This window comes from Orenia metallireducens (genome assembly GCF_001693735.1).
Lineage (GTDB): Bacteria > Bacillota > Halanaerobiia > Halobacteroidales > Halobacteroidaceae > Orenia > Orenia metallireducens.
The window spans coordinates 111,443-136,796 of the sequence record NZ_LWDV01000006.1; the positions used below are offsets into that span (position 1 = coordinate 111,443).

18 protein-coding genes are annotated in these 25,354 nt (G+C 32.5%); 2 read left to right on the forward strand and 16 right to left on the reverse strand.

From position 1 onward, the window contains the following. Window positions 1-197 precede the first annotated feature (197 nt). The 8 genes from U472_RS01890 to putP form a co-directional block, all read right to left on the reverse strand. Window positions 198-1,235, reverse strand: a complete 1,038-nt coding sequence (locus U472_RS01890; protein WP_068714960.1) for a peptidoglycan DD-metalloendopeptidase family protein — start codon at window positions 1,233-1,235, stop codon at window positions 198-200. Window positions 1,236-1,360: 125 nt separating this feature from the next. Beyond that, a complete protein-coding gene (gene rpoN, locus U472_RS01895) occupies window positions 1,361-2,716 on the reverse strand; it encodes an RNA polymerase factor sigma-54 (RefSeq protein ID WP_245684715.1) in 1,356 nt (451 codons plus the stop codon). A 478-nt stretch (window positions 2,717-3,194) separates the two neighbouring features. Further along, a complete protein-coding gene (locus U472_RS01900; protein ID WP_068714964.1) occupies window positions 3,195-4,010 on the reverse strand; it encodes a carbohydrate ABC transporter permease in 816 nt (271 codons plus the stop codon). After that, window positions 4,010-4,873, reverse strand: coding sequence for a carbohydrate ABC transporter permease (locus U472_RS01905; protein ID WP_068714966.1), 864 nt, complete (start codon window positions 4,871-4,873; stop codon window positions 4,010-4,012). The genes U472_RS01900 and U472_RS01905 overlap by 1 nt, the downstream gene beginning before the upstream one ends. Before the next feature lie 126 nt (window positions 4,874-4,999). After that, complete coding sequence (locus U472_RS01910) at window positions 5,000-6,316, reverse strand: ABC transporter substrate-binding protein (RefSeq protein WP_425415758.1); 1,317 nt, start codon at window positions 6,314-6,316, stop codon at window positions 5,000-5,002. An 80-nt stretch (window positions 6,317-6,396) separates the two neighbouring features. Further along, on the reverse strand, window positions 6,397-7,425 hold the full coding sequence (locus U472_RS01915; protein ID WP_141677917.1) for a LacI family DNA-binding transcriptional regulator: 1,029 nt from the start codon (window positions 7,423-7,425) through the stop codon (window positions 6,397-6,399). Window positions 7,426-7,734: 309 nt separating this feature from the next. Beyond that, entirely contained in the window at window positions 7,735-9,117 is a 1,383-nt protein-coding gene (locus U472_RS01920) for an alanine/glycine:cation symporter family protein (protein WP_068714973.1), read from the reverse strand. 53 nt (window positions 9,118-9,170) lie between these two features. Beyond that, window positions 9,171-10,658, reverse strand: coding sequence for a sodium/proline symporter PutP (putP, locus tag U472_RS01925; RefSeq protein WP_068714974.1), 1,488 nt, complete (start codon window positions 10,656-10,658; stop codon window positions 9,171-9,173). 391 nt (window positions 10,659-11,049) lie between these two features. Here putP and U472_RS01930 point away from each other — a divergent pair, with 391 nt between their 5' ends. Further along, window positions 11,050-11,787 (forward strand): hypothetical protein, encoded by a 738-nt coding sequence (locus U472_RS01930; protein ID WP_141677918.1) that lies wholly within the window; start codon window positions 11,050-11,052, stop codon window positions 11,785-11,787. Between the two features lie 545 nt (window positions 11,788-12,332). After that, window positions 12,333-13,022, forward strand: a complete 690-nt coding sequence (locus U472_RS01935) for an HD domain-containing protein (RefSeq protein ID WP_068714978.1) — start codon at window positions 12,333-12,335, stop codon at window positions 13,020-13,022. A gap of 229 nt (window positions 13,023-13,251) precedes the next feature. Here the strand turns inward: U472_RS01935 and U472_RS01940 are convergent, their stop codons facing one another. The 8 genes from U472_RS01940 to U472_RS01975 form a co-directional block, all read right to left on the reverse strand. Continuing rightward, the gene (locus U472_RS01940; protein ID WP_068714980.1) at window positions 13,252-14,196 is read right to left on the reverse strand and encodes an aminoimidazole riboside kinase; all 945 of its coding nucleotides are present in this window, start codon (window positions 14,194-14,196) and stop codon (window positions 13,252-13,254) included. Window positions 14,197-14,211: 15 nt separating this feature from the next. Beyond that, a complete protein-coding gene (locus U472_RS01945; RefSeq protein WP_141677919.1) occupies window positions 14,212-15,690 on the reverse strand; it encodes a methyl-accepting chemotaxis protein in 1,479 nt (492 codons plus the stop codon). Window positions 15,691-15,991: 301 nt separating this feature from the next. Next, a complete protein-coding gene (locus U472_RS01950) occupies window positions 15,992-16,990 on the reverse strand; it encodes an ABC transporter permease (protein WP_068714984.1) in 999 nt (332 codons plus the stop codon). A 1-nt stretch (window position 16,991) separates the two neighbouring features. Next, window positions 16,992-18,482, reverse strand: coding sequence for a sugar ABC transporter ATP-binding protein (locus U472_RS01955; protein ID WP_068714986.1), 1,491 nt, complete (start codon window positions 18,480-18,482; stop codon window positions 16,992-16,994). A gap of 78 nt (window positions 18,483-18,560) precedes the next feature. Beyond that, complete coding sequence (locus tag U472_RS01960) at window positions 18,561-19,547, reverse strand: substrate-binding domain-containing protein (RefSeq protein WP_068714988.1); 987 nt, start codon at window positions 19,545-19,547, stop codon at window positions 18,561-18,563. An 896-nt stretch (window positions 19,548-20,443) separates the two neighbouring features. Beyond that, complete coding sequence (locus U472_RS01965) at window positions 20,444-21,031, reverse strand: ANTAR domain-containing response regulator (RefSeq protein ID WP_068714990.1); 588 nt, start codon at window positions 21,029-21,031, stop codon at window positions 20,444-20,446. A 110-nt stretch (window positions 21,032-21,141) separates the two neighbouring features. After that, window positions 21,142-23,034 carry an ATP-binding protein gene (locus U472_RS01970; RefSeq protein WP_068714992.1) on the reverse strand — a complete coding sequence of 631 codons (1,893 nt, stop codon included), beginning with the start codon at window positions 23,032-23,034 and terminating at the stop codon, window positions 21,142-21,144. 662 nt (window positions 23,035-23,696) lie between these two features. Then, window positions 23,697-25,178: a glycoside hydrolase family 32 protein gene (locus U472_RS01975; protein WP_068714994.1), complete on the reverse strand. Its 1,482-nt coding sequence runs from the start codon at window positions 25,176-25,178 to the stop codon at window positions 23,697-23,699. Between the last annotated feature and the right edge of the window lie 176 nt (window positions 25,179-25,354).

Consider the following 25,354-nt stretch of genomic DNA (forward strand, 5'->3'; position numbering starts at 1 on the left):
ATCATTTAAGTAGTCCATAGTGTGCACCTTCCTGTAATTTATTTGTTTTATGGTGATTCAATTATATTACAGTTCGGTCCACTATGGGTATTTTTTATTTAGTTCAATTTTATTTTACAATGAAGCAAGAAATATATTATAACACTTGTGGTAATGAGTAAAACTCCTCTATAGTCACTTTTTACTACTATTCAACCTTATTTTATATATCTTAACGGATCTACTGCTTCATTATTTATATAAAGTCCAAAATGCAAGTGTGGACCAGTAGTCCTGCCTGTATTGCCAGAAAGTGTGATTACCTGTCCTGATTTTACCTTCTCTTCCTTTGAAACAAGTAGTTTAGAGTTATGAGCATATAAGCTAACTATTCCATTGCCATGATCAATAGTCACAGTTTTCCCATATCCCTTAATCCAACCTGAATATAAGACTGTCCCCTTATATATCGCCTTAATCTTAGTACCTGTAACAACTGCTAAATCGACTCCTTTATGGATTATTCTCTTTTTCTTAATAGGATGTTCTCTATAACCAAAATTTGAGGAAACCCTAATTACTGTAGGAGCAATCAAATTATTAAGAATCTCATCTTTGGTTAAGTTCTTAGCTTTATATTGTGACTTTACTATACTGATAGGTATTCTCAAAGCTTCTATCTCTCTAATATCACTAGAGCTTATATCATTAACCCTCTTAAGTACCTCTACAGTGGTATTAAATCTCTTAGCAATCTCATCTAAGCTATCTTCAGGTTTTAAAATATAAGTTATTACTTTATTCAAACTATATTCAGCCAATTCTTCTAAACCATTTTGAGGTATAATCAATTCCTCGCCTAACTTTAATTTAGAAGAAGTTAATTTATTCAATCTTTTAATCATACCTACACTAATATCATAATCTCTAGCTATGCTCTTTAAAGTATCACCTATGACTACTTTATGGCTCATGTAACCTGCAAAGTCCTCCAATTTAAAAAAAGTATCTATATCAATCTCACCAGATGCCCTCAACTTATTTCTCTGCTGGAAGTCCACTAAGGATTTGTAAGTTTGAGAATCAATCTTCCCTGTCAATGCAATATCATATCCTAATATCAATAAGTTATATTGCACCCTCTTAATACCTGCTTGATTAGTAACAAAGACTTCACCATTGACCCCTACACTCGTTAAAATAAGTATTATAATAAAATTAATTATAGCTATATATAGCCTTCCTTTAGTTAGCAATTTAATCTCCCCAATCTTTTATAATTTAGCTATTACTAAATATTAAACTATACTAACTCTAAGATTAGACAATTCTACCTTGTATCCCTCTAAAAAAGGAGATAAAGCTAATTAGCTTTATCTCCTTAGTCATAACGTTTTCTCATCTTTGAGGAAGGGATCTTAAGTTCAGCCCTATACTTTGCTATCGTTCTTCTGGAGATAGATATTCCTTCTTCTCCTAATCTCTCCTTAATCTTTTGATCACTCAAAGGTTTATTCTTATTCTCACCTCTGACTATCTCCTTAATCTCTTCCTTTACAGCTACTACTGAAACCCTTCCTCCTTCAGCCTGAAGACCTTTGCTAAAGAAGAACTTTAAAGGGAATAGACCATAAGGAGTTTGAATGTATTTATTCTTTGTTGCTCTACTCACAGTCGATTCATGGACTTCAACTCTATCAGCAACTTCTTGCATGGTCATTGGTCTTAAATATTTAATTCCATGGTTTAAAAATTCCAATTGAAAATCGATAATATCTTTGACTATACTATAAATAGTCTGCCTTCGTTGCTCAATACTTTTAATTAACCATAATGCTGAATTTAATTTCTTCTCCACATATGCTTGATATTCAACATCATTCTTTTTTTCTAATAACTTCTGATAATATTTATTAATCCTTAAGACTGGAAAGCTCTCTTTATTCATAATAATTTCAAATCTATCACTAACCTTTTTAATAGTAATATCAGGTTCTAAATAATCATTTTCACAATTATTAACAAAACTTTCGCGAGGAGTAGTCTTTAAATTTCTAATTAAATCAACTAATTTCTGGACATAGTTAATCTCTAAATTTAAACTTTTAGAAATATCTCTTAATTTATTAGCACTTAACTCATCTAGATATTTACTGACAATCTGCTGAGCTAAGATAATATTTCTATCTTGAATTATACCCTTCAATTCCTCTAATTGAATATATAAGAACTCTCTTACTCCTGATGTAGCTACTCCAACCGGTTCTAGACCTTGAATCTTATCTAGTACCCCTTCAATCTTAGCTCTACTGACATTAAAGTTATCTATAACATTTTGAAAATCATTAAAGAAGCCCGATTCATCAAGGTTGGCAATTATATATTCACCGATCTCTTTCTCTAAATCATCATTAACAACTAAAGCTAACTGTCCAATTATCTCTTCTTCTAAAGTTAACTCTTCACTGACAAAATTCTCATAATTTATCCCTTCCTTCTGCTCTGAAGGCAAATAACTATTAGACTGATTACTATAGCTTCCTTCAAGGCTCAATAGAGGATTCTCCATAATCTCTTTCTGTAAGTAATCCTTTAGCTCCAAGGTTGATAACTGTAAGAGTTCAATTGCCTGCTGTAATTTTGGGATCATTACTAATTGTTGTTCCTGCTTTAAATCAAGATAATGACTTAATTGTGTAATCATTTTTACTTTAGCCCCCTTTACAGTTATTTTCAAAATTAATTGTTATCCCCCCTACTACATTATATACCCTAGAACTTAAAAAATAAATTTATTTGTTATTTCTTGATGTAGATATCAAACCTTAGAATGAAATTTAAATATGAGGTGTAGTATAGATATTATGACACCTTCAAAATTGAGAATTAAGAATGTAGAATTGAGAATTAAAGAAACAAATTCAAAACCTCAGACCTCACCCTAGCCCTCTCCTACCCTAGGAGAGGGAACAAAGAGATTTTATTCCTCTTCTCCTAAGGTAGGAGAAGGGGTTAGGGGATGAGGTATAAAACTGGCCCAATATACCCCTATTATATCACTTGCTAAATTTCCATAAAAATATCAAGCATATAAATATAATCACTATCTCTTTGTTCAATGAAACAAAAAATACTATCAAATAACCTTATCTCTTAAGGTTATTGATAGTATTTTTATCTAATTTATTAGTTATTTTATTTTCATAATCAATAATCTACTTCACACTACCTGCAGTAACACTCTTAATAATATGTTTTTGAGCAAAGAAGTAGAAAATTATAACCGGTATGATAGCAAGAACAAGTCCTGCAAGAGCTAAATGCCATTGCTTAGTATACTCTCCAAAGAAAAAGAAAATTCTAAGTTGAATAGTATGAGTTTCTGGTCTATTAATAACAAGTGATGGTAATAGGAAATCATTCCAAATCCAAACAGCATTTAATATAGCTACCGTCATTGTTATTGGTTTTAATATAGGAAAGATTATATACCAGAAAGTCTGCCAGCTATTACACCCATCAATAGTAGCTGCTTCATCTAAAGCAGTTGGTATCCCTTTAACAAAGCCATGATAGAGAAAAATTGATAAACTAGAGCCAAAACCTAAATAAATAAACATTAAACCTGGCATATTTAAGAAGTTTAATTTACCCATAACTCTAATTAAAGGAAGCATTACTGCTTGAAAAGGTATTAACATTGAGCCAATGAACATAAAAAATATAAGGTTACTTAGCTTAGATTTAGTTCTCTGTAACATCCATGCAGCCATAGCAGAAAAAATGATTATTAAAACTATACTACCAACTGTTATTAACATTGAATTAAAAAATACCTTTAAAAAATCTAATCTCTCCCAAGCCCCTATATAATTATCAAACTTTAGAGTAGATGGCAATGCCAAAGCATCCATAAACAATTCTTTTTTAGTCTTAAAGGAATTAACTAGCATTATATAGAAAGGAGATAGGAATAAAAGTCCTGTTAAAATACCTATTATATTTAAGGTAACCTTTTTATTTTTATCCATTACATTTCCACCTCACCTTTCTTAGTGAAATAAACTTGAGTTAAAGTAACTCCACCTACAATTAAGAAGAAGATAACAGCTTTTGCCTGAGCTACACCCATTTCATTAAATTTAAAAGCAGTATTATAGATATCTAAAGCAAGCATCTGAGTAGAATTAGCAGGTCCACCAGCAGTTAATGATAAGTTTTGATCAAATAATTTAAAAGAATTAGATAAAGTTAAGAATAAACTTACAGTAAAAGCAGGTCTTACAAGAGGAAAGATAATATGCTTAGTTCTTTCCCAAGCATTTGCACCATCAATTTGAGAAGCTTCAACTAATTCCTGAGGAATATTTTGAATGGCTGCTATATAAATAACCATCATATAACCTGACATCTGCCATGCCATCAAAATAACAAGCCCCCAAAATCCTGTTTCCTGATTAGAAAGCCATCCCATTAACCATCTCTGACCAGTTAATTCTCCTAAAGATGCAAACCCCTTAGTAAAGATAAAATTCCAAATAAAGCCAAGGATTAATCCACCTATTAAGTTAGGCATAAAGAAGATTGTTCTAAGTAAATTACTAATTTTCATACCTCTAGTAACTAATATGGCCAAAGAAAAACCTATTAAATTTATTGTTATAACAGATGCTATAGTAAACTTACTAGTAAAGATAAAAGCATCTACAAAACTTTTGTCTTTGAAAACTTCTACATAGTTTGAGAGTCCTATAAAATTAATCTGCGAACTAATGCCATCCCAATCAGTAAAAGAATAATATATTCCAAAAATCAATGGAATAATTACAACCAATGCAAAGGCAAATAAAGATGGTCCGACAAACCCCCAAAACTCTGATTTACTTCTTTTCATATTCAACTCTCCTTTTAATAGATGATAAACTTATCTACGATATATGGTTTTATATTCTAATTTTTTAATAAAAGAGCCATGACATCATGGCTCTTTTATTACACACAACTTGATAATGGTTTAAAATTATTTTCTAGCCTCTGCCCAAGTTGCTTTAGCATTCTCTACTAATTGATTCCAAGTAAGGTCACCAGATAAATAACCTTGAATATCTGCACCTAATCTATCCATTCCCCATCCAGTTGGATATCCCATGAATACCCATGGCATTGTTCTACCTTCGTTAGAGTATCTTAAAATATCTTTTGCTAATGGATCCGTTGGTTCTAAATCTTCTCCTTCATATCCTTTAAATGGAGGGATAAATTTGAAGTCATGAATAATCATCTTTTTACCTTTTTCAGAAGTGTATAACCAGTTTAAGAAGTCTTTAGCTGCATCTTTAACAGCTTCATTTTTACCGTTATTAATTGCCCAATACATTGGAATTCCTACAGGAATAGAATCTTCTTTAGCATCAGCTAATGGGATTGGTAATAGACCAGTATTTTTAGCTACCTCTTCATCTATACCTGCAATACTTCCATATGCCCAGTTACCTTGTTGAATAATAGCTACTTGTTCTAAAGAGAATAACTCTTCAACCTGAGTTGAATAGTCAACAGCATTTAAAGAGCCTTTAGTTCCATCTGGTTTATAACCATAGTCAGCTTGTAAATCTACTAACTTTTTCAAAGCATCAGCATATTTAAAATCAATTGTTTTAGCATTGAAAGTTTCAACTACATCAGAAAATTCATTTGCAAAAGCAACATTTGATAAGTGTAATCCAGTTACCCAAGTCTCTTTAGCTGGGAATGCTATTACTGCTTTTAATCCTAATTCATCTTTTTTAGCATCTAATTTTTTCACAGCAGCTTGTAAAGCATCAAAACTCTTAATAGAGTCAGCATCTATACCTGCTTTTTCAAAGATAGACTTATTGTAGATAAATCCATATCCCTCTTGAGTATATGGCATACCATAAATCTTTCCATCTACCATTACAGCCTCTAAAGTACCATTAAATGCTTGATCAACCCATGGTTGATCAGCTAAATCTTCTAACTTCTCTATCCAATCTTGAACATCTTGCAAACCACCCACATTCATAATTGCTGGCTCTTGTCCAGATGCAAACTTAGATTTTAAAGCAGCACCATAGTCATCTCCACCACCAACAGTTTGAACATTGATTTTTACATTAGGATTTTCTTTCATATATTCTGCTACAGCACTTTCTAATGCATCTTTAGCTTCAACTTTAAATTGGAATATATCTACCGTTACTTTATCAACAGCTTGCCCAGTTTCCTTAGATCCACAGCCTACTAGCATTAAAGCAGATACAATAAGTAATGATAAGATTAATAATAATTTTCCTTTTGACTTCAAAATAATCACCTCTTTATAGTTTTATAAGAAGAATACAAACGGCTGTATAAAGCTGAAAATTTAAAACCTAAAAATATAAACTAATCTAATTAATTTATATTCTCTTTTAAAGAAGTAGATTCGCGTTCTATAATCTTATAATCTATGATTTCCTTATTCTCTCTACTTTTTTCTTTAAACATATCAAATAACTTCTCACACGCCCTCCTACCCAATTCTATAGAATTTATCTCAATAGAGGTTATAGAAGGATTTGCATATTTAGCCAATATAGTATTATTAAAACTAGCTAACATTATATCTTCTGGTACTCTGTTCTCACCTTCTTTTAATCTCTTTAGTACACCTAAAGACATTAAATCATCAGCAACTATTATCGCATCAAGGTTATCATGCAACTCCATCAATCTAGATGTAAGGTCATAGCCACTCTTTTCAAGGAATCGATCAAATATAAAATAATCTTCCTTAAAAGTAATATTATGCTCCTTTAAGGCTTTTAGGTAACCTTTATATCTTTCTTTCATAACTACAGAATCTAACTCTCCACCTATAAAAGTTATCTTTTTTCTATCTTTTTTTATCAAAAGTGAAGTCAAGTCATAAGATGCTTGTTCATTATCATTATCCACTGAAGGTATATCATCGTACTCTAAACAACTTCCTATAAGAACAAAGGGGAATTTATTCTCTTTTAGAAATTTTATACCCTCATCCTCTTCCTTAGAACGGGTTAAAATTAATCCATCTACCCTTTTTCCTTTAATTATTCTCCTAAGAACATCTACATCACTTTCTTCTTTGTGGTTTGTAACTATTAGAATATCAAAAAAATGTTGAGATGCTATCAGGCTTATCCCTTTTAATACTTTCTGAAAGAAAGGATTAATAAAAATATCTTCCTTATAAGAAGGCATTATCACCCCAATAGTATCAGTCTTATTATTTGCTAGACTTCTAGCTATTGTATTTGGATAATAGTTTAACTCTTCCATTATCTTTAAGACCTTCTTTTTAGTTCTATTACTGATTCTAGAATCATTAGATATAACCCTAGACACTGTAGAGGTTGAAACACCTGCTAGCTTGGCAACATCTTTCATCGTAATTCCTTCCAACTTTATCACCTCTAATAAATAGATAGACCTTAAATAGATGAAGATTTACTATAAAAAGACTTATATAACTTATATAATTAATTACTTACTATAATGCAACCGTTTGCATTACTCTTCTGTAATTATATGTTATCATAAATATTTTTTTCATTCAATAGTTTTTTTATATTTATTATGTGATTCTAATTTTAAATACCAGAATCCATAAAATGGATTTTATATAAAATAATCTTTTATCTCCATATAAAATCAATAATAACCATAAAAATAAGAGAGTCTAGACTCTCTTATTTTTATGGTTATCCAATTTTAAGCTACTTCTTCTATATCAATATTTTTAATTTTAGCAAAATAATCTTTAGTAGTTTTAACAACTACTCCAGATAGTCCTAGTAAACCAATTAAGTTAGGCAATGCCATTAGACCATTAGCTACATCAGATATAGCCCATACCAAATTTATCTTCATACTAGCTCCAATAGGGATAATCAATACATATAGCCAGTGATAATACTTAACATATTGATCACCAAATAGATATTTTACTGAACGGTCACCATAATATGACCAAGCAATTGCTGTAGAAAAGGCAAAAAAGATAATACTAAAAGCTACAACAAAACCACCAGGTCCAGGCAAACCTAAATTAAATCCTTTAGCTGTCAATTCAGCTCCAATAAATCCTTGACCTGTGACTTCATCAACTAACTTCCAAGCACCAGTTGTTACAATCACCAATCCTGTCATAGTACAGATAACCAAAGTATCGATAAATGGTCCTACCATTGCTACTAAGCCTTCTCGAACCGATTCATTAGTTTTAGCAGCAGCATGAGCCATTGGTGCACTACCTAAACCTGCTTCATTAGAGAAGACACCTCGTGCAACACCAAAACGTAAAGCCATTGCTACCGTTCCACCAGCAAATCCTCCTACAGCTGATGTCGGATTGAAAGCAGAATTAATAATGATCCCAAAAGCTGCTGGCACCTCTTGAATATTAGCTAAGATAACACCCAACGCCCCTAATACATAGATTATAGACATAAAAGGAACTATCTTACTTGCTACTTGACCAATTCTCTTAATTCCACCAACAATCACCAACCATACTAATACAGCTAGTACTAGTCCTGTTATTGGTTTAGGAATGCCAAAGTAAGCTGCTACAGGTTCTGCCACAGAATTTGCCTGTGCCATATTTCCAATACCAAAGGAAGCCAACATTGCAAAAAATGCAAATAATAAGCCTAACCATCGTTGTCCCAATCCCTTTTCTAAATAATACATTGGTCCACCACTTACTTGCCCCTCATCATCGACTTCTCTATACTTATGACCTAGCAAGCAACTAGCATATTTAGTAGCCATCCCAAAAAAGGCGGTAATCCACATCCAAAATAATGCTCCAGGACCCCCCATAGCAATAGCAGTACCTACACCAGCAATATTACCAGTTCCAATAGTTGCTGATAAAGCAGCACTTAAGGCTTCAAAGTGATTGATTTCACCTTCATGCTCTGGGTCATCATAATCACCCTTAAGGATCTTAATAGAATGAGAAAATTTAGTTAATTGTAAAAAATTTAATCTTAATGTGATATAAATCCCTGTGCCAACTAACAAACAGATAGCTACTGGTCCCCAAACATAGCCACTTAAAGTATTAAAAAATTGTACTAAAGCTTCCATCTATCTACTCACTCCTCTCTACTCTCTTATATTCTATTATCTTAAAATCTACCTTATGCTTCTATTCCACTCTCTAAAAGCTCCCCTACCTTTACAACCTCTACTACTTGGTCAAATTCATCTAGGATATCTTGATTATCTTCTGCAAAAAAGAAATTCATCACAATGATTGTCAAAGTATTAGCAATAAATCCTGGTACTATCTCATACATCTTAGCACCTAAACCAACTTGCTTCCAGATAACTAAGACTATAGTTCCTATAATCATACCTGCTAAAGCACTCTTCCAGCTGGTCTTTTTTGAGAATAATGCAAATAAAACTACTGGTCCAAAGGCTGCACCAAAACCTCCCCAAGCATAAGAAACAAGTCCTAATACTGTATTATTTGGATTTAAAGCTAAAAATAAAGCTATCACAGAGATAATCAATACACAGATTCTTCCTACGTGCATCAATTCGGCTTCACTAGCATCTTTCTTAATAATCTTATCATAGAAATCTTCCGTTAATGTTGAAGATGATACTAACAGCTGTGAATCGATAGTAGACATAATAGCTGATAAAATAGCTGCTAATAATACTCCACCAATCCAAGGATTGAATATTTCAGTAATCATCTCTATAAATACACGTTCAGCATCAGCAATCTCTGGGAACATAGGAATAGAGATTAATCCTACAATAACTGCTCCCCCTAAAGAGATAAGTACCCAGACAATAGCAATCGTCATCGCTTCTGGTAACTTCTTAATAGATTTAATACTCATAAATCTAGCTAGAATATGTGGCTGACCAAAGTAACCTAACCCCCAAGCCATAGTAGAAATAATAACCATCAGCGGTGGGCTATGTTCAGGAATTAAACTTAAAGATATGTTCTTAGCTGACATCGCTTGGTTAATCGCTTCCATCCCACCAACATGATTATAAGCTAAAATCGGTACTACAGTAATAGCCAAAAACATCAATATCCCTTGGAATAGATCGGTCCAGCATACTGCTAAAAATCCTCCTAAAAATGTATAAAGAACTATTACCACAGCACCAACTATTACAGCCACTGTATAGTTAATACTGAACATAGACTCAAATAACTTTCCTGCTGCTACTAGACCTGAAGAAGAATAGATTGTAAAGAATATAAGAGTAATAATTGCAGAAATAATTCTTAATAATCCCGTTGGATCTTGGAATCTGTCCTCAAAAAAGGAGGCTAAAGTCATCGAATTGGTCTTACCTGTATATACTCTCAATCTAGGGGCTACAAACTTCCAATTTAATACTGTCCCGATAAATAGACCAATAGCAATCCAAGACTCCTTACCCCCTCCTAAGTAGACTGCTCCTGGTAATCCCATCAATAACCATCCACTCATATCACTAGCTTGAGCAGATAAAGCTGTTACCCAGCTACCCATTCCTCTTCCACCAAGTAAATAATCCTCAATATTGGTAGTCTTCTTATAAAAATAAATACCTACTCCCATTAAAAAGATAAAATAAATTATAAAGGTCACTAACGTTTGTATCTCTATCATCTACTTACTCCTCTCTCCTCGAAATTATTTTTTACCATCATACCACAATTTCTAGCTTTATTCAAATAATTTTATATTTATTCACAAGGTTTCTAAGCTATCTCCAATAAAGATATAACAGGTTATTCTAGTAGAAAGAATAATTATTTAATAGACAATGCGACACTTCAATAATTAGTAACAAGTGACGAGTAACCAGTAAATATAACTTAAGTTGTGATCTGTTAGCCGTCATTCATTATTATTGCTTTGTACCCATTACCCGATAATTTCTATGTTAAGATTTAACTGCCGCAACAAAGATATATCATTAAAGGAATAATCAAACTATAATTAGATATAATAAACTAAGTAACCTTATAGAATTAATTACACACAGAAAGGATTGAAGATGAAAAAAAATAATAGTTTAATTTTAATGGCTCTTCTTTTAAATATTTTTATCTTCTCTGTAACAGGATGCATGAAATTTAGAGTAAATCTATCCTTAAATAAAGATGGTAGTGGGAATATTGAATATATCCTGGCAACCCCTCCATCAATCTATAAACTAATCACAGAAAATCCACAGGAATTGAAGAAAATTAAGGATGCTGCCAAAGAGGCTGGTTATTCCATAAGTAGTTTTAAAAGTAGTGACTACCTTGGACTAAGATTAAAACAGAACTTTAATAATATAACTAAAATTAAAAATTCTGTTATATTATTAAAAGCTTTTGAAGATAATGATGATAATAAATCTCTTTCAAATAAATTATCTGCCCCTAAGATAGCTATAAAAAAATCCTTCTTTCGTATTTATTACACCTATAAACAAGAGATTGATTTGAGTAATTACACTCTCAATCAAGACAACCCTTTAATAACAGAAATAGACTCATCACTACTTAACAAGATTGATCTAAGAATGAAGTTAACCCTGCCAGCCAAAGTTCTAGAACACAATGCAGACCTTATCGATGATCGAGGGAGAACCTTAGTTTGGAATTTTATCCTTGGTAAGAAGAAAGAGATATATCTAAAAGTAGCAGTCTTAAATACCATCAATGTTATGAGTACAGGGATTGCTTCCCTTATAACCCTCTTTATTGGAGTTTTAGTCTTCATTAGAAAGATTAGAGTAAAATAATTTTATAGCCATTTTATAAAAAAGTTATCAAAACCTTAGGTTTCACCCCAAGTTCACTTCCTTCAGGATTATAAAGCAACCCCTTCGTGGCAAGGGCAGCCTAGAACAAAAACTCCCCGTGGCTCTCTAGAGAATATAGAACAATTCCCTTTCGCACAAAACCAGCCCACTCCCTCAGCAATCAAAATCTATTGGAATTGAAAGATATGGTACTTTTAATTCAAAGTTCATGCTGTAACTATAATTTCTTGAGAATGTTTGCTTCGGTCAATCAGAAAGGAAACTAGTAAAGTAAGTGTTTTTTCATACTGGACTTTAGTTGAACTTATCCTTTAGGGCTAATTCTTTTTGCCTTTAAAGACTTTAATATTCTAGATTAATGTAAAAAGTGTCGTAATATCCCTAAATTGTATCAGTCTTTCTACTCGCACAAAAAATTAGACTAACAACTTCAATTTAGCTTAATCTACTTATCTAATCTAGAATTGACATCCTTTATATAAATGATAGAATAGGGAAAGATTCTATTATAGAAAGGTGATTTGATGTACTCTAATTTCCTAGATAAAATTAATATTAATTTAAGAAATCATATTGAGAATAATATAATACCTTTGTATGATAACTTTGATAAAGCCCATAGCAGAAGACATGTCAATATAGTAATTAATAAGTCTCTCCACTTAGCTTCTTTACTTAAAATAAGGTTGGATATTACCTATGCTGCAGCAGCTTATCATGATATTGGGTTGGGCTATTATCCTGGTAATCCTATTAAAAGCCGTAAAGATCATCATAAATATTCACAAATTCTAGTTAAACAGGATAGAAAGTTAAAAAAGTTATTTAAACCAGAAGAGCTTGAGCTAATCGCTCAAGCTTGCCATGACCATAGAGCATCTTTAAAAGAAGAACCCCTTTCTATTTATGGCAAGATTATTGCTGATGCTGATAGAATGGATGGTTTGAAGATTGAAGAGATGATTAGCAGAGCTTGGGAGCATACTGTTTACTATAACTCAGAATTGACCTTTGCAGAGAGTTATCAGAATATCTACGAACACTTGAAAGAAAAATATGGTTATAATGGATATGTCTATCAATCATTTTACTTAAATGAGAGTAAGGAGATGATTGGTAGTAGTATACTTGAATCTCAAGAGATATTAGACTCAGAGGATAGCTTTAATGAGATCTTCTATAGACTTGTTGAAAATCGGAAAGTAAGCTTTTAAAAATTGCTGATAAAATATATAAGGGTGTTGTGACTCTACAGTAAAATTTAAATGTGTCTTAGATATAGATAATGCGCATGTCGCAAATCAGGAATCTGGAACCAGTGTTTTTAACTGATTCCTAACTTCTAATTACAGATTCCTAAAACTGTCGTAACATCCCCATTAAGTTTCATTTTAAATTCACACCTCTACAATTATTAGAAGTTAAATTAAAGTAATAATAACTTTAACCTATTAGCTCTTGAACTTGCTCTAACGTAGGTAAGGCCGACATAGCACCTTTTTGTGAAGCTGCTAGAGCTCCAGAAATACTAGCAAACTTAATAGTATTATCTAAAAATTCTTTATCTAATTCACTTATCTTCTTGTCTGTCTTATTTAAGTTATATAAGATACCTGATACAAAAGCATCCCCTGCTCCTGTTGTATCAACAGTTTCTATTTTTATTGCCTCTGTAAAGGTTAGTAGCTCATTATAGTAATAATAGGCACCTTTACTTCCAAAGGTTACATAAATTAAAGGAATATCATACTCCTGTTTTAATATTTCAACACCTTTTTCTACATTTACTTCACCAGTAATAAATTCTAACTCTTCTTCAGAAATCTTAAGAATATCGGCCTGATCTAACATAGAGATAATTCCTTCTTTAGCTGCTTCACTGCTTTCCCATAGATTTAGACGTAAGTTAGGATCATAAGAGATTAGCAACCCCTGCTCTTTAGCCTGTTGCACAGCATATTTAGTAGCACTACAAGCTGGCTCATGGATTAAAGAGATAGAACCAAAGTGTAAGATTTTATTCTCTTTAAATATTTCATCTTTAATTTCTTCTCTTCTCAAAAATATATCAGCACTAGGATTAATATAAAAACTGAAACTTCTATCTCCAGCTTCATCTAAAGTAACAAAGGTCAACCCTGTTCTAGCCTGATCTGTTAAGAGCATATTATCTGTATTAACATTATTTATCTCCAAAGTATCTTTCATAAACCTACCTAATAGATCATCACCAACCTTACCTACAAAGGTCGACTCTGCTCCTAGTCTACTTAAGCCTACTGCCACATTGGCTGGTGCTCCTCCTGGACTCTTTTGAAATTTCATATTATTATCGTCTAAAGGGGTAAAGTCAATCAACGCTTCTCCTAAAGATATAATTCCTTTCATTTATATTTCACCTCTTTATCTCTTCTTTAATTTTTGGTTGGCAACTATTATATTATTTATCAGTTTTAACTGTTCTTGATATTGAATACTCTGACTATCAATACTTGCAAGCAGATCATCATTTAAATTAATTAACTCTTCCATTGTATCCTCTAACTGATTAGTTCTAGCTAAAGTAGACTCTATTTGAGCAGATACCTTACCACTACTAGCAGCAATCTCTTGGGTTACCCTATTTATCTGCTTAGTAGAATCTAGTTGCTCTTTAGCAGAACCAATTACCTTACCCATCTTAGTAACCACCCCTCTTGAGAGGTTATTGATTTCTGAAAAGATATTAATAATACTCATACTATCATTTTCATCTATCATATTAATAATTGCCTGCTGAGATACCTCATCAATCTCTTTGATAATACTTTTAACCGAGTTGGTAGCAAGCAAACTCTCATCTGCTAAAATTTTAATTTCATCTGCTACCACAGCAAAGCCCTTACCGTTTTCCCCTGATCTCGCTGCCTCTATCGATGCATTTAATGCTAATAAATTGGTTTGATCAGTAATCCCCCTAATCTTATCAGATATTTTATCTATCTTAGCAAGACTTAATTTAAGTTTTTCCATAATATCAACTGTTTCATAAATTATCTTATTTGCTAAGGTAATTTGATCATCAGCTTCTTCAATAGACTCATATGTCAGCTGAGCAGCCTCTAAAATCTCCTCAGCTTGAGTATTTAAGGATTTAGCTCCTATTGATACCTCATTAATAGAGCTTGATATCTGAGAAATTGTAAAGAAGACTTCTTTATCTGCCTTAATTGAATTTTTAATAATTTGAAAGCTATGATTAATTGTCTGATCAACATTATCTGCTCTATCCTTCATCTTTTGAGCAGAACTATTTATCTTATCACCTCTAATAGCAGCCTGAAATGTCTTCTCTTTTATATCATCTGTAACATTAGTAATTCTTTTATTGGATAATATTACCAAAAGAAGAGATACCAATAAGCTTATAGTAGTTATAACTATAGCTCTCTTTCTGATGTTAAGAGCACTATCTACAACACTACTCATATTCCTATTCAACTCATCCCAATTCTCTCTTACAAGAGATGAGTTTTTCTGATTAAATTTAGATATTATTCCTGTTAGCTCTGAAAACAACAGCCTTCTCTCTATGCCATCAACTTCTGACTTTGATAACTTATTGATTTTATCATCTATTTCAGCAGCTAGATCATCAATCTGATCTAACTCTTTTAAAATAGAATCCTCAGTATTATGCTTTCTAATAGAGTCTATATCTTTGGAGATGATATCTCCAGTCTCTTTTAAATTAAATATACCTGCCTGCCAACCATATACATTCTTCTCTCTTCTTAACATATTTCTAGTTATTCTTTCATTAGACTGAACAACTGGAATTATATTTTTGTCTAAATTTTCAATCTTATTTAAGATTTGATTAGTATTTTCTAAGATTATCATTGCAGCTATCAATAAAATTATAAATAATCCATAAAATCCCCACTGTATTTGTTTAGCAATAGTTATTCTAGATAATAGCTCTTTAAGTTTACTAAAATATGAGCTGTGGTTCTCTTTTGAGATAAAGATAATATTTCCCCCTCCTTTACAAGAAGTATCAACACTATAACTTGATACTGTGGAATTAATTAGAAATAAAAGAGTTATAAAAACAGTCTGTAGAAACTACAGACTGTTTTTAAGAATAAAATTTAATATGCATAGAATTTATAAATAATTTATAAATTTCAATATTAAAAATCTATTTTCTCTTTACAACTCCTGATCTAACAAATACAGCACCTACAATAACTGCCCCTTTTACTACTAGCTGTAGATACGGAGATACATTCAATAGATTCAATCCATTATTGATCATTCCGATAATAAAGGCACCAATAAGGGTTCCTATAATTGTACCTCTACCACCCATAATATCAGTTCCTCCAACTACTGTAGCAGCAATGGCATCCAATTCCCATCCTTCACCTGCTAGAGGTTGCCCAGAACCTAAGCGAGCAGCTAAGATCAAACCAGCAATTGCTGACATAAATCCTGTAATCATATATATCTTCATTTTGATTGCTTTGACACTGATTCCTGAAAGCCTAACTGTCTCTTCATTATCCCCAAGAGCACATACATGGCGACCAAATTTGGTCTTATTTAATACTACACTAGCCACAGCTAAAATAAGAACCATAATCCAAACTGGTACTGGAATTGCTCCTAAATAGCCTCTACCAATAAACTTAAAGCCAGCTGATAATCCAGCAATGGGACTCCCACCAGTATATAATAAGGCAGCTCCTCTAGCCATTGACATAGTACCTAAGGTCACAATAATTGGTGGTATCTTAGTATTAGAGATTACTAAACCATTAAAAACACCAAAAGAGGTTCCTAAAGCCAAACCTAAAATACTGGCCAATACTGGTGACATCCCTGAATTTACAATAAATCCTGCAATTAATGTTCCTGTAAAGGCTACAATAGAACCAACTGATAGATCAATTCCACCTGTTAAGATTACAAAAGTCATACCAGTTGCAATAATAGCATTTAAAGAGACTTGGCGTGCCAAGTTAATCATATTTCTAGATGTGAAAAAATAAGGACTAGCAATCGATAAGGCAATAGATAATAAGATTAAACCGATAACTGCATATATCTCAGGCTTATAATAACTATTATTAATTTTTTCGAAGAAGCTATTCTTTTTATCAGATGAACTGATTTTTTGAGTTAATTCTAAATCCATCTTAACCTACCTCCCCAGCAGCACTCTTCATGATTTTTTCTTGACTCAACTCTGTACGATCATAAACACTACTAATTCTACCTTTATGCATGACTAAGACTCTATCACTCATCCCAATAATCTCTGGCAGCTCAGAAGAGATCATAATAATTGATTTTCCTTGCTCAGTCAATTTATTCATCAATTCATAAATCTCATACTTAGCCCCAACATCAATACCTCTAGTTGGTTCATCAAAGATTAGGATATTGGAGTTGGTAAACATCCACTTAGCCAAGACGACCTTTTGCTGATTACCACCACTTAAGTTTCTAGCTAGCATCTCTTGAGAAGGTGTCTTAACCCCTAAGCTTTTAATATACTTCTGTACTTCTCTTCTCTCTTGCCCATTATCAATCAGTATCTTTTTAGTTATCTTGTCTATCTTAGCTAGGGTGATATTATTCTTAATCGATTGACCTAAGACAACCCCTTGCTGCTTTCTATCCTCTGGTAGCAGACCAATCCCATGATCAATACTATCCTTAGGAGACTCTACATTAATCAATTTATCATTAAGATAGATCTCCCCTGTATCCTTAGGATCAGCACCATATAAAGCTCTAACCAGTTCTGTCCTTCCAGCCCCTACCAAGCCTGCAACTCCTAAAATTTCACCTTTGTGTAAAGAGAAGTTAATATCCTTTAAGACCCCTTCACTAGACAGATTCTTAACCTCTAATACCTTTTCTCCTGGAGTTACTGTTCTTGGTGGATAACTATTGGTCAAATCCCTGCCAACCATCCAACGAATAATCTGATCTTTGTCAATCTTATCTACATCATCAGTAGCTACATGCTCCCCATCACGCAGCACCGTTACCCTATCTCCAATCTCAATCAATTCATCTAGATGATGGGAGATATAGATAATAGAAACACCTTTCATCTTTAAGTCATAAATAACTGCAAATAAACGTTCTAACTCTTTAGGTGTTAAAGTTGCTGAAGGCTCATCCATCACAATCAATTTGGCTCCAAAAGAGAGTGCTTTAGCAATTTCAACAAACTGTTGTTCAGCAACACTCAACTTATTAACCAAAGCCTTAGGGCTAACCTCTACCCCTAATTTATCTAATATCTCTTGAGTATTGGCATGCATCTTCTCTTTATCAATCATTCCAAATTTATTAAGTGGTTCTCTACCCATAAATATATTCTCAGCTACACTCAATACAGAAGCCAGATTAAACTCTTGATAAATTATGCTAATCCCTTCTTGCTGTACCTGTAAAGTACTACTTGTATCTAATGGCTTCCCATTGAATAGTATCTCACCTGAATCTCTTTGATAAGCACCTGAAAGAATCTTCATTAATGTAGATTTTCCTGCTCCATTCTCCCCAATCAAACAGTGGATTTCTCCTCTATAAATTTCTAGACTAACACTCTTTAGTGCTCTAACACCAAAGAAAGACTTATTGATATTCTTCATCTCTAAAATATTATCCATAATAGGCACCCCTCTATTAGAGTTTAAATCTAATAATTAGAGTAAGAGTTGTCTTCAACTCTTACTCTATAAAATATCTTACCAACTAAAGCTAGCAGCATTCTCACTAGTGATTAATTTTACTGGCACAGGCAATTCATCAGGAACTTCCTTACCATCTAGTAACATTAATCCATATTCAACACCTAATCTTCCAATCTTGGCAGGCTCTTGAGCAGCAGTTGCAGCCATACCCATTCCAGTTTCATTATTAGCAATTGCTTTAACAGCATTTGGAGCACCATCTACACCCATTACAAAGAATTCATCGGCACGCCCAGCAGATTGAGCAGCAGCTACTACACCTAAAGCACTTGGGTCATTGATAGCAAATACAGCATCAATTTCTGGTTGAGCCTGTAAGATATTCTCCATAACTTCCATTGAATCAGCTTTCTTACCATTACCATTCTGTTCTGCAACAACTTCAATTCCCGGATATTTCTTAATAGTTTCCATAAATCCATTATATCTATTTCTTACAGCAGATACAGGGTTACCATTGATAACAACAACCTTTCCTTTCCCATTCAAACGTTCATTAACATATTCAGCATTAATCACACCAGCTTTATAGTTATTAGATGCGATAAAGATATCACGATTACCAATAGAGTCACCATCAACACAGACAACTGGAATTCCAGCCTCTTTAGCAGCAGCAACAATACTTTCTGATGCTTCATAATCAACAGGATTTAATAATAATAACTCAATACCTTGAACGATCATATCCTCAACATCAGCCAATTGTTTTGCAGCATCATGCTGACCATTAGAAACAAGTAAAGTTCCATTTAAATTACCCTCTACCTCTTCTCTAACAGCATCCTCCATAGCTTTAAAGAATGGATTATCAGTGGTCATAAACGTAATTCCAACCTTGATTCCTTCATGAGGTTTACCAGTTGTATTCGCCTCTTGTTTATCATCTCCACCAAAGATCCACCATGCACCTACATTTACTGTTAAAGCAAAGACTAAAGCAATTGCTAAGGTTAATATCATTCCTCTTTTATTAAACATTAATAAATCCCCCCAATTTTAATTAAACTAATAGATTTTTTGATTTTTTAACTCATTTTATTTAGATGGGGCTGCTGCCCCATCCTTATAATAAGAGCCCTTATAGAAGAATCAAAGTTATTGGCTCTGATCAACTTATGATTATTTTAATCTAATAAAATAATCGCTTATAATAATTATTAAATTAACCTATTTTAACTATCCCCCTTTCATTTAATCTCTTTTTAAAGGGCTTTAGCCCTCAATTTATAATAAGAGTCCTTATTAAAGTAATTAAACTTATGACTCTAATTATCTAAAGCTGATTATTTTAAATATAATAGCCCATTTATATCAAAATCTTTGGTGATTTTGATATAAATGGGCTATTATAGTCAATAATTATTATAAAGGTTATACCCACTTTATTAAATTTTTCTTAGTATTAAAAGCTAAAATTTATTCTTAATTATGTTCTCTTATATGATTATATATGATTGTTTTATTTATAGATCATATGTTATAAACTTATGTAAATAAAAATAGGTGCCCCATACATGCATACATAATTTAACGTATACATATATGGGGCACCCATAACCCCTGTAATCTACACCAGCCATAGGTATAGAATCTATATTTTAAATTGTCCATTTATATTCTCTTAAAATAATTTTCTTCATACCGACCATGAGTATAAAGAAAAAGTTCTAACTCTCTCTCACTCGACAAATTCATTATATACTCTCATGCCAAAACAATCAAGTTCAATCAAATTCAATCTCAAACAATTATATAGTTTTAACTTCATTATCCTCTGTAAATCTCACCTTTACTTAATTTTGGTTTTTATTAACTGATAATTAACTTTCTAGAATTATACTGACAATTTACTCTAAGCAGATCAACAAAACCCCCTATACATTAAACAGACTATCTGCTTTGATTATCTCTTTAGCTAAGTCTATCATCTTCTTATTATTATTCCTACTCATCTGCTGTAATTCTTTCATCGCCTCTGCTTCTTTCAATCCTTTTCTATCCATTAAAATCCCCTTTGCCCTCTCGATATACTTACGATTCTCTAAGGAGAGTTTAGTATCCTTTAGTTCACTTTCTAACCTCTTAAATTCCTTATATCGAGACATTGCCACCTTGATAGCAGCACTTAAATCATTAGCATCAACAGGCTTTACTAAATAGCCAAAAATATCTTCAACACTAGCCTTCTCTATTAACTCTTGATCATGATAGCCACTGACTATTATACTAGGAATAAATATCTTATTATTAATCCTTCTAATTGCCTCAATCCCATCGACAGAGGGCATATTAATATCCATAATAATTAAATCAGGTCTTTTATCTAAAGCCAATTTGACCGCTTCTTCGCCATCAGTTGCCTCTCCAACTACTTCATAACCCAGCCCTTCTAAATTGGCTTTTAGCCCCATCAAACATAAATACTCATCTTCTGCTACTAAAATCTTTAATGGTTCTTGCATAAGAGATCCCCCCTCATAAATAATAAATTGAAGATATGTCTTTAATATAATTTTATAACTTATGTCATTAGAATATTTGATAAAATATAATGATATTAAGACAGTAACCGCTAACTTCCTAATGAGATACTTTTAATTGGCAATTTTATTATCACCTTAGTGCCTTGCTCTAGATTAGAGAATTTAACCTCTCCTTTAAATTCATTTCTAATTATAGAATCAACTGTCGATAATCCCAAACTATTCAGCTTAGCTAAATTAAAGTCTTGAGGTATACCTACTCCATTATCTTTAATTACTAATAATATTACTTCTTCTAGGCGTTTACATTTAATCTCAAGAGTACCATCCCCCCCATTAGGAAAGGCGTGTTCCACAGAGTTACTAACCAATTCATTGACGATTAGAGCAATCGAAGATGCCTTATTATAAGCAATAAAGATATCATCCAGCTCTAGATTGACCTCAACCTTCTTATCTAAATTGATAAATCTTACAATAATTTTAATTAAAGTCTTAAGATTTGTAATACTTCTACCGAATTTATCTTTAGATAAGATATCATGTACAGTAGCTATACTTTTAATCCGTAAGATAATATTATCCAAAATATCATCGATGGACTTATCTGAGTTCTTACTAATAAAAATCTTCTGTAAAGATATTAAATTAACTATAGCTTGGAGGTTATTCTTAATCCGATGGTGGCTCTCTTGTAGTAAAGCAGACCTTCCCATTAATCTAGTATCTTCAATAGCCAAGGCAGCTTGCCGAGCAAAAGCCGATAAATATTTAGCCTCCTCTTCAGAATGTAAATAAAAACCTTCATAAAAGATCTGAATAATTCCTGAAACATGAGACCTAATCAGAAGTGGAATACAGATAATTGTTCTTACCTTATTGATCTTTTTAAATAGAGAATAAAATTCCTTATCATTAGCATTAGAATAATAAAAATTATCCTCTTTAGAGATATTTAAAATAGATTTTTTCTTTAATGTAGCTTCTAAATCCTTCTTCAGTTTAAATTCCAAACTATCTATTACTGTACCAGTATTCTCATCAATTAAATTTATAATACAACCATCGGCATTCATCACCTTACTTACCTCTTTAGCTAGTAATAAGAGCACATCTTTTAATTCATACTCAGAGGTCAAAAACTCAGCTGCTTTAAAGACAGCATCTAAGATTTCTCGCTCATCGCTTGAGCTAGACTCAGCCTCTCTGTAATTATAATCAACTAACATATTCAAGAGTTTCTGTGGAGATTTTTTCGCTTCTGCAGCCGATAAAGTTCCTTTAATTCTAGAGTTAGCTAAGATTGAGATTCTATCAGAAATCTTTAAAGCCTCTTCCCAGCTTTTAGTGATATAAAGGATGCTTCCACCAGACTTTTTATAATTATGTATAATTTCATAGACTTTAGAAGTTGATTCAGAGCCTAGCTTATCGGTCATCTCATTTATAATAATTACTTCTGGCTCTTTCAAAAAAACTTTAGCAATAGCTACCAGCTTCTTCTCCTCAGTAGATAGAGTACTTACTTTGGCTTTATGATCTAAGCCAAAGTTGAAGCTTGTTAAAATATCTTTAGCTCGTTTATTGACCTCCTTCCAGTCGATAAAGTTAAACCACCTTTTAGTTGGATACTTTAAGTCAAAGAGGTTTTCCGCTATAGAAAAGGAGTTGGTAAGAGGAAATCTCTTTAATAGGAATCCTATTTCAGATAGCTTCTGCTTATGCTCCTCACTTATTACCTTACCTTTAAAATTTAATTCTCCTTCAACCTCTTCTAATGGAAGTTCAGCAAATATCTCTGCTAAAGATTCTCCTCTAAGGTAAGTAGCAAGGGTCTTAATAAAGAGCTCACTGATCGACTCATTTTCCACTACTAAACTATGGACCTCTCCATAATTTAAATCTAAATTTATATTCTCGATGCTATAACCTTCTGAATTACTAGAGGATAAATTATTAATCTTAAGAATACTTCTATTCACTGTGCTGCACCACCTCTTATTATATTTAGCCGAGATAATATAGTCAGCCAACTTTAGAATAAACTCTAAATTAAGGTTAAGTTGGATGACAGTGGATAGGAAAAATTCGTTTGGGTATTTTTTCCCTTCAAGTTTGAAGTTAAACTCTCCGTGATTATAAAGTTTCTCAAAAATATGAAACTTTATTTCTCCTCACGAAGAGTCTATAAGACTCGTAGGAAGTAACAAGTGATGAGTAACAAATTAGAATCCAAAACATAAAAATACTATAAGTTTCACTTTGGACTTGGATATCTATAACATTATAAAACTATAATTTATGCTTTGCTTAAGGTTAATCTCAAGCTCAGTTTCAATCGAAATTTATAGGATAAAATAAATCTATAAAGGGTTAATAAATGATAGGAATGCCTATAAATAAGAAAGGAATTTTCAAATAAATTCTTAGCTATAGAGCTAAGGATAAATTTTTTCAAATTTTGGATGGGCAGTTGCTAATTTATAATAATTGTATTATAAAATGAAATAAATGTCAATAAATAGGATTAATTTTATCTGCTACTTCAAATAATTAACTCTCTTCTTTTAAAAACAACAAAACTCTTCTTATTTATTGAAATAATGAAGAGTTTTGTTTAATAATTACTAAATTTATTAAATTATCAGCTAAGCTTCCACTTCTGAATTTTATTAATGAGCACTTTAGCACCTTGAGCAAAAAATTTAATCCTCTTACTATCTTGATCTGGATAGATTCTACTGGAGAATACTTCTTGACCATCATTAACAAACATCTCTATAGAAGACTTATCGATAAAGAAGTGTAATTTGAGCCTATCTCGATTCTCTATAAAACAATGGCGTACTCCCCCTCCCCCTAATCCAGCCTTGTTTCTATCAAAGGATAAGAGCTTATCTTTTGCCCTATACTTAATTACTGTCTCTTCCTTTCCATCAGCAGAACACCTTAGCTTAATACCAAATTCTTCTGCATCTTCCACTTCAAATTCAACAATCAATTCAAGCACATCACCTGAAATTCCCTCTAATTCTAATTCCTGATTGTTAACCTCAATATCTCTATATTCTAGATAATCTCTCCGTAACTTCTTTAGCTCTTCAACTGGTCTTTGAATCAATCTGTTCTCAGCATTTAATCTTAATTCTCGTGGGATAGTCATACAGTGAATCCAACCCTGATCCCTTTCAGCATAGTTTTGATCCTCTTCAGGTAATCCCATCCAAGCAATCATAATTCTTCTACCTTTATTATCTAAGGTGGTCTGAGCAGCATAAAAATCAAAGCCTCTATCTAGCTCTCTAAACTCACCATGGTTCATCCTGCCAGTCTTATAATTCAACTTACCTACTAGGTATCCTGCTTGATAGATATTATTATAAAGGTGACCCTGAGGCTCTAATCCCTGTGGTAAAGCAATCAGAACATCCTTGCCATTTAACTCAAATAAGTCAGGACATTCCCACATATAACCAAAATCATCAAGATTATTGAGGTTACTTCCAGCCACCTCTCCCACTAAATCCCACTCTTTTAAGTCCATAGATTTATATAAGAGGACTCTTCCTTCTAACTTAGTAGTCTGGGTACCAATTACCATATACCAAATTCCATCTTTTTGCCAGACTTTAGGGTCTCTAAAATGCCTTGTATATCCTTTAGGTTGATTTTCAATTACCGGTCCTAGCTTTTGAAAGTCGACTCCATCCTCTGTTATTGCTAAACATTGATAGGTCTCTCTATTATCCCATTCATCCTTGACATTACCAGTATAGATAAAGGTCAGAGTACCATCATTATCAACTGCACTTCCTGAATAACAGCCATGGGTTTCATACCATTGACTTGGAGTAAGAGCTATCGGTAACTCTTCCCAATTTACTAGATCCTCACTCTTATAATGCCCCCAATAGAGCAGCTTATCTGCTGGATAGACTGGATTGAATTGATAACATAAGTGATACTCCCCATCAAACTGGATAAATCCATTGGGATCATTTAACCAACCTACTGGAGCCATTAAATGATACTTCAACCTATAATAATCTTTTGCTACTTTCTCTCTATTCTCTTCAATAATTTGATTAGCCTTAGCTAATAGCTTCTCTTTCTTATCTTTACTCATATTTCCACCTCTCTATCATCAATAATTAGTAACGAGTGATAAGTGATTAGTAAGCAACTTAACTATTAACCTACTCCTCATCATTCATTACTGTAGCAATATACTTATTAACTTTAATTCTAAAATTAAAATTCATTATCACTTGAGCTTAAAGCCAAAATTAAGCAGATTAACTT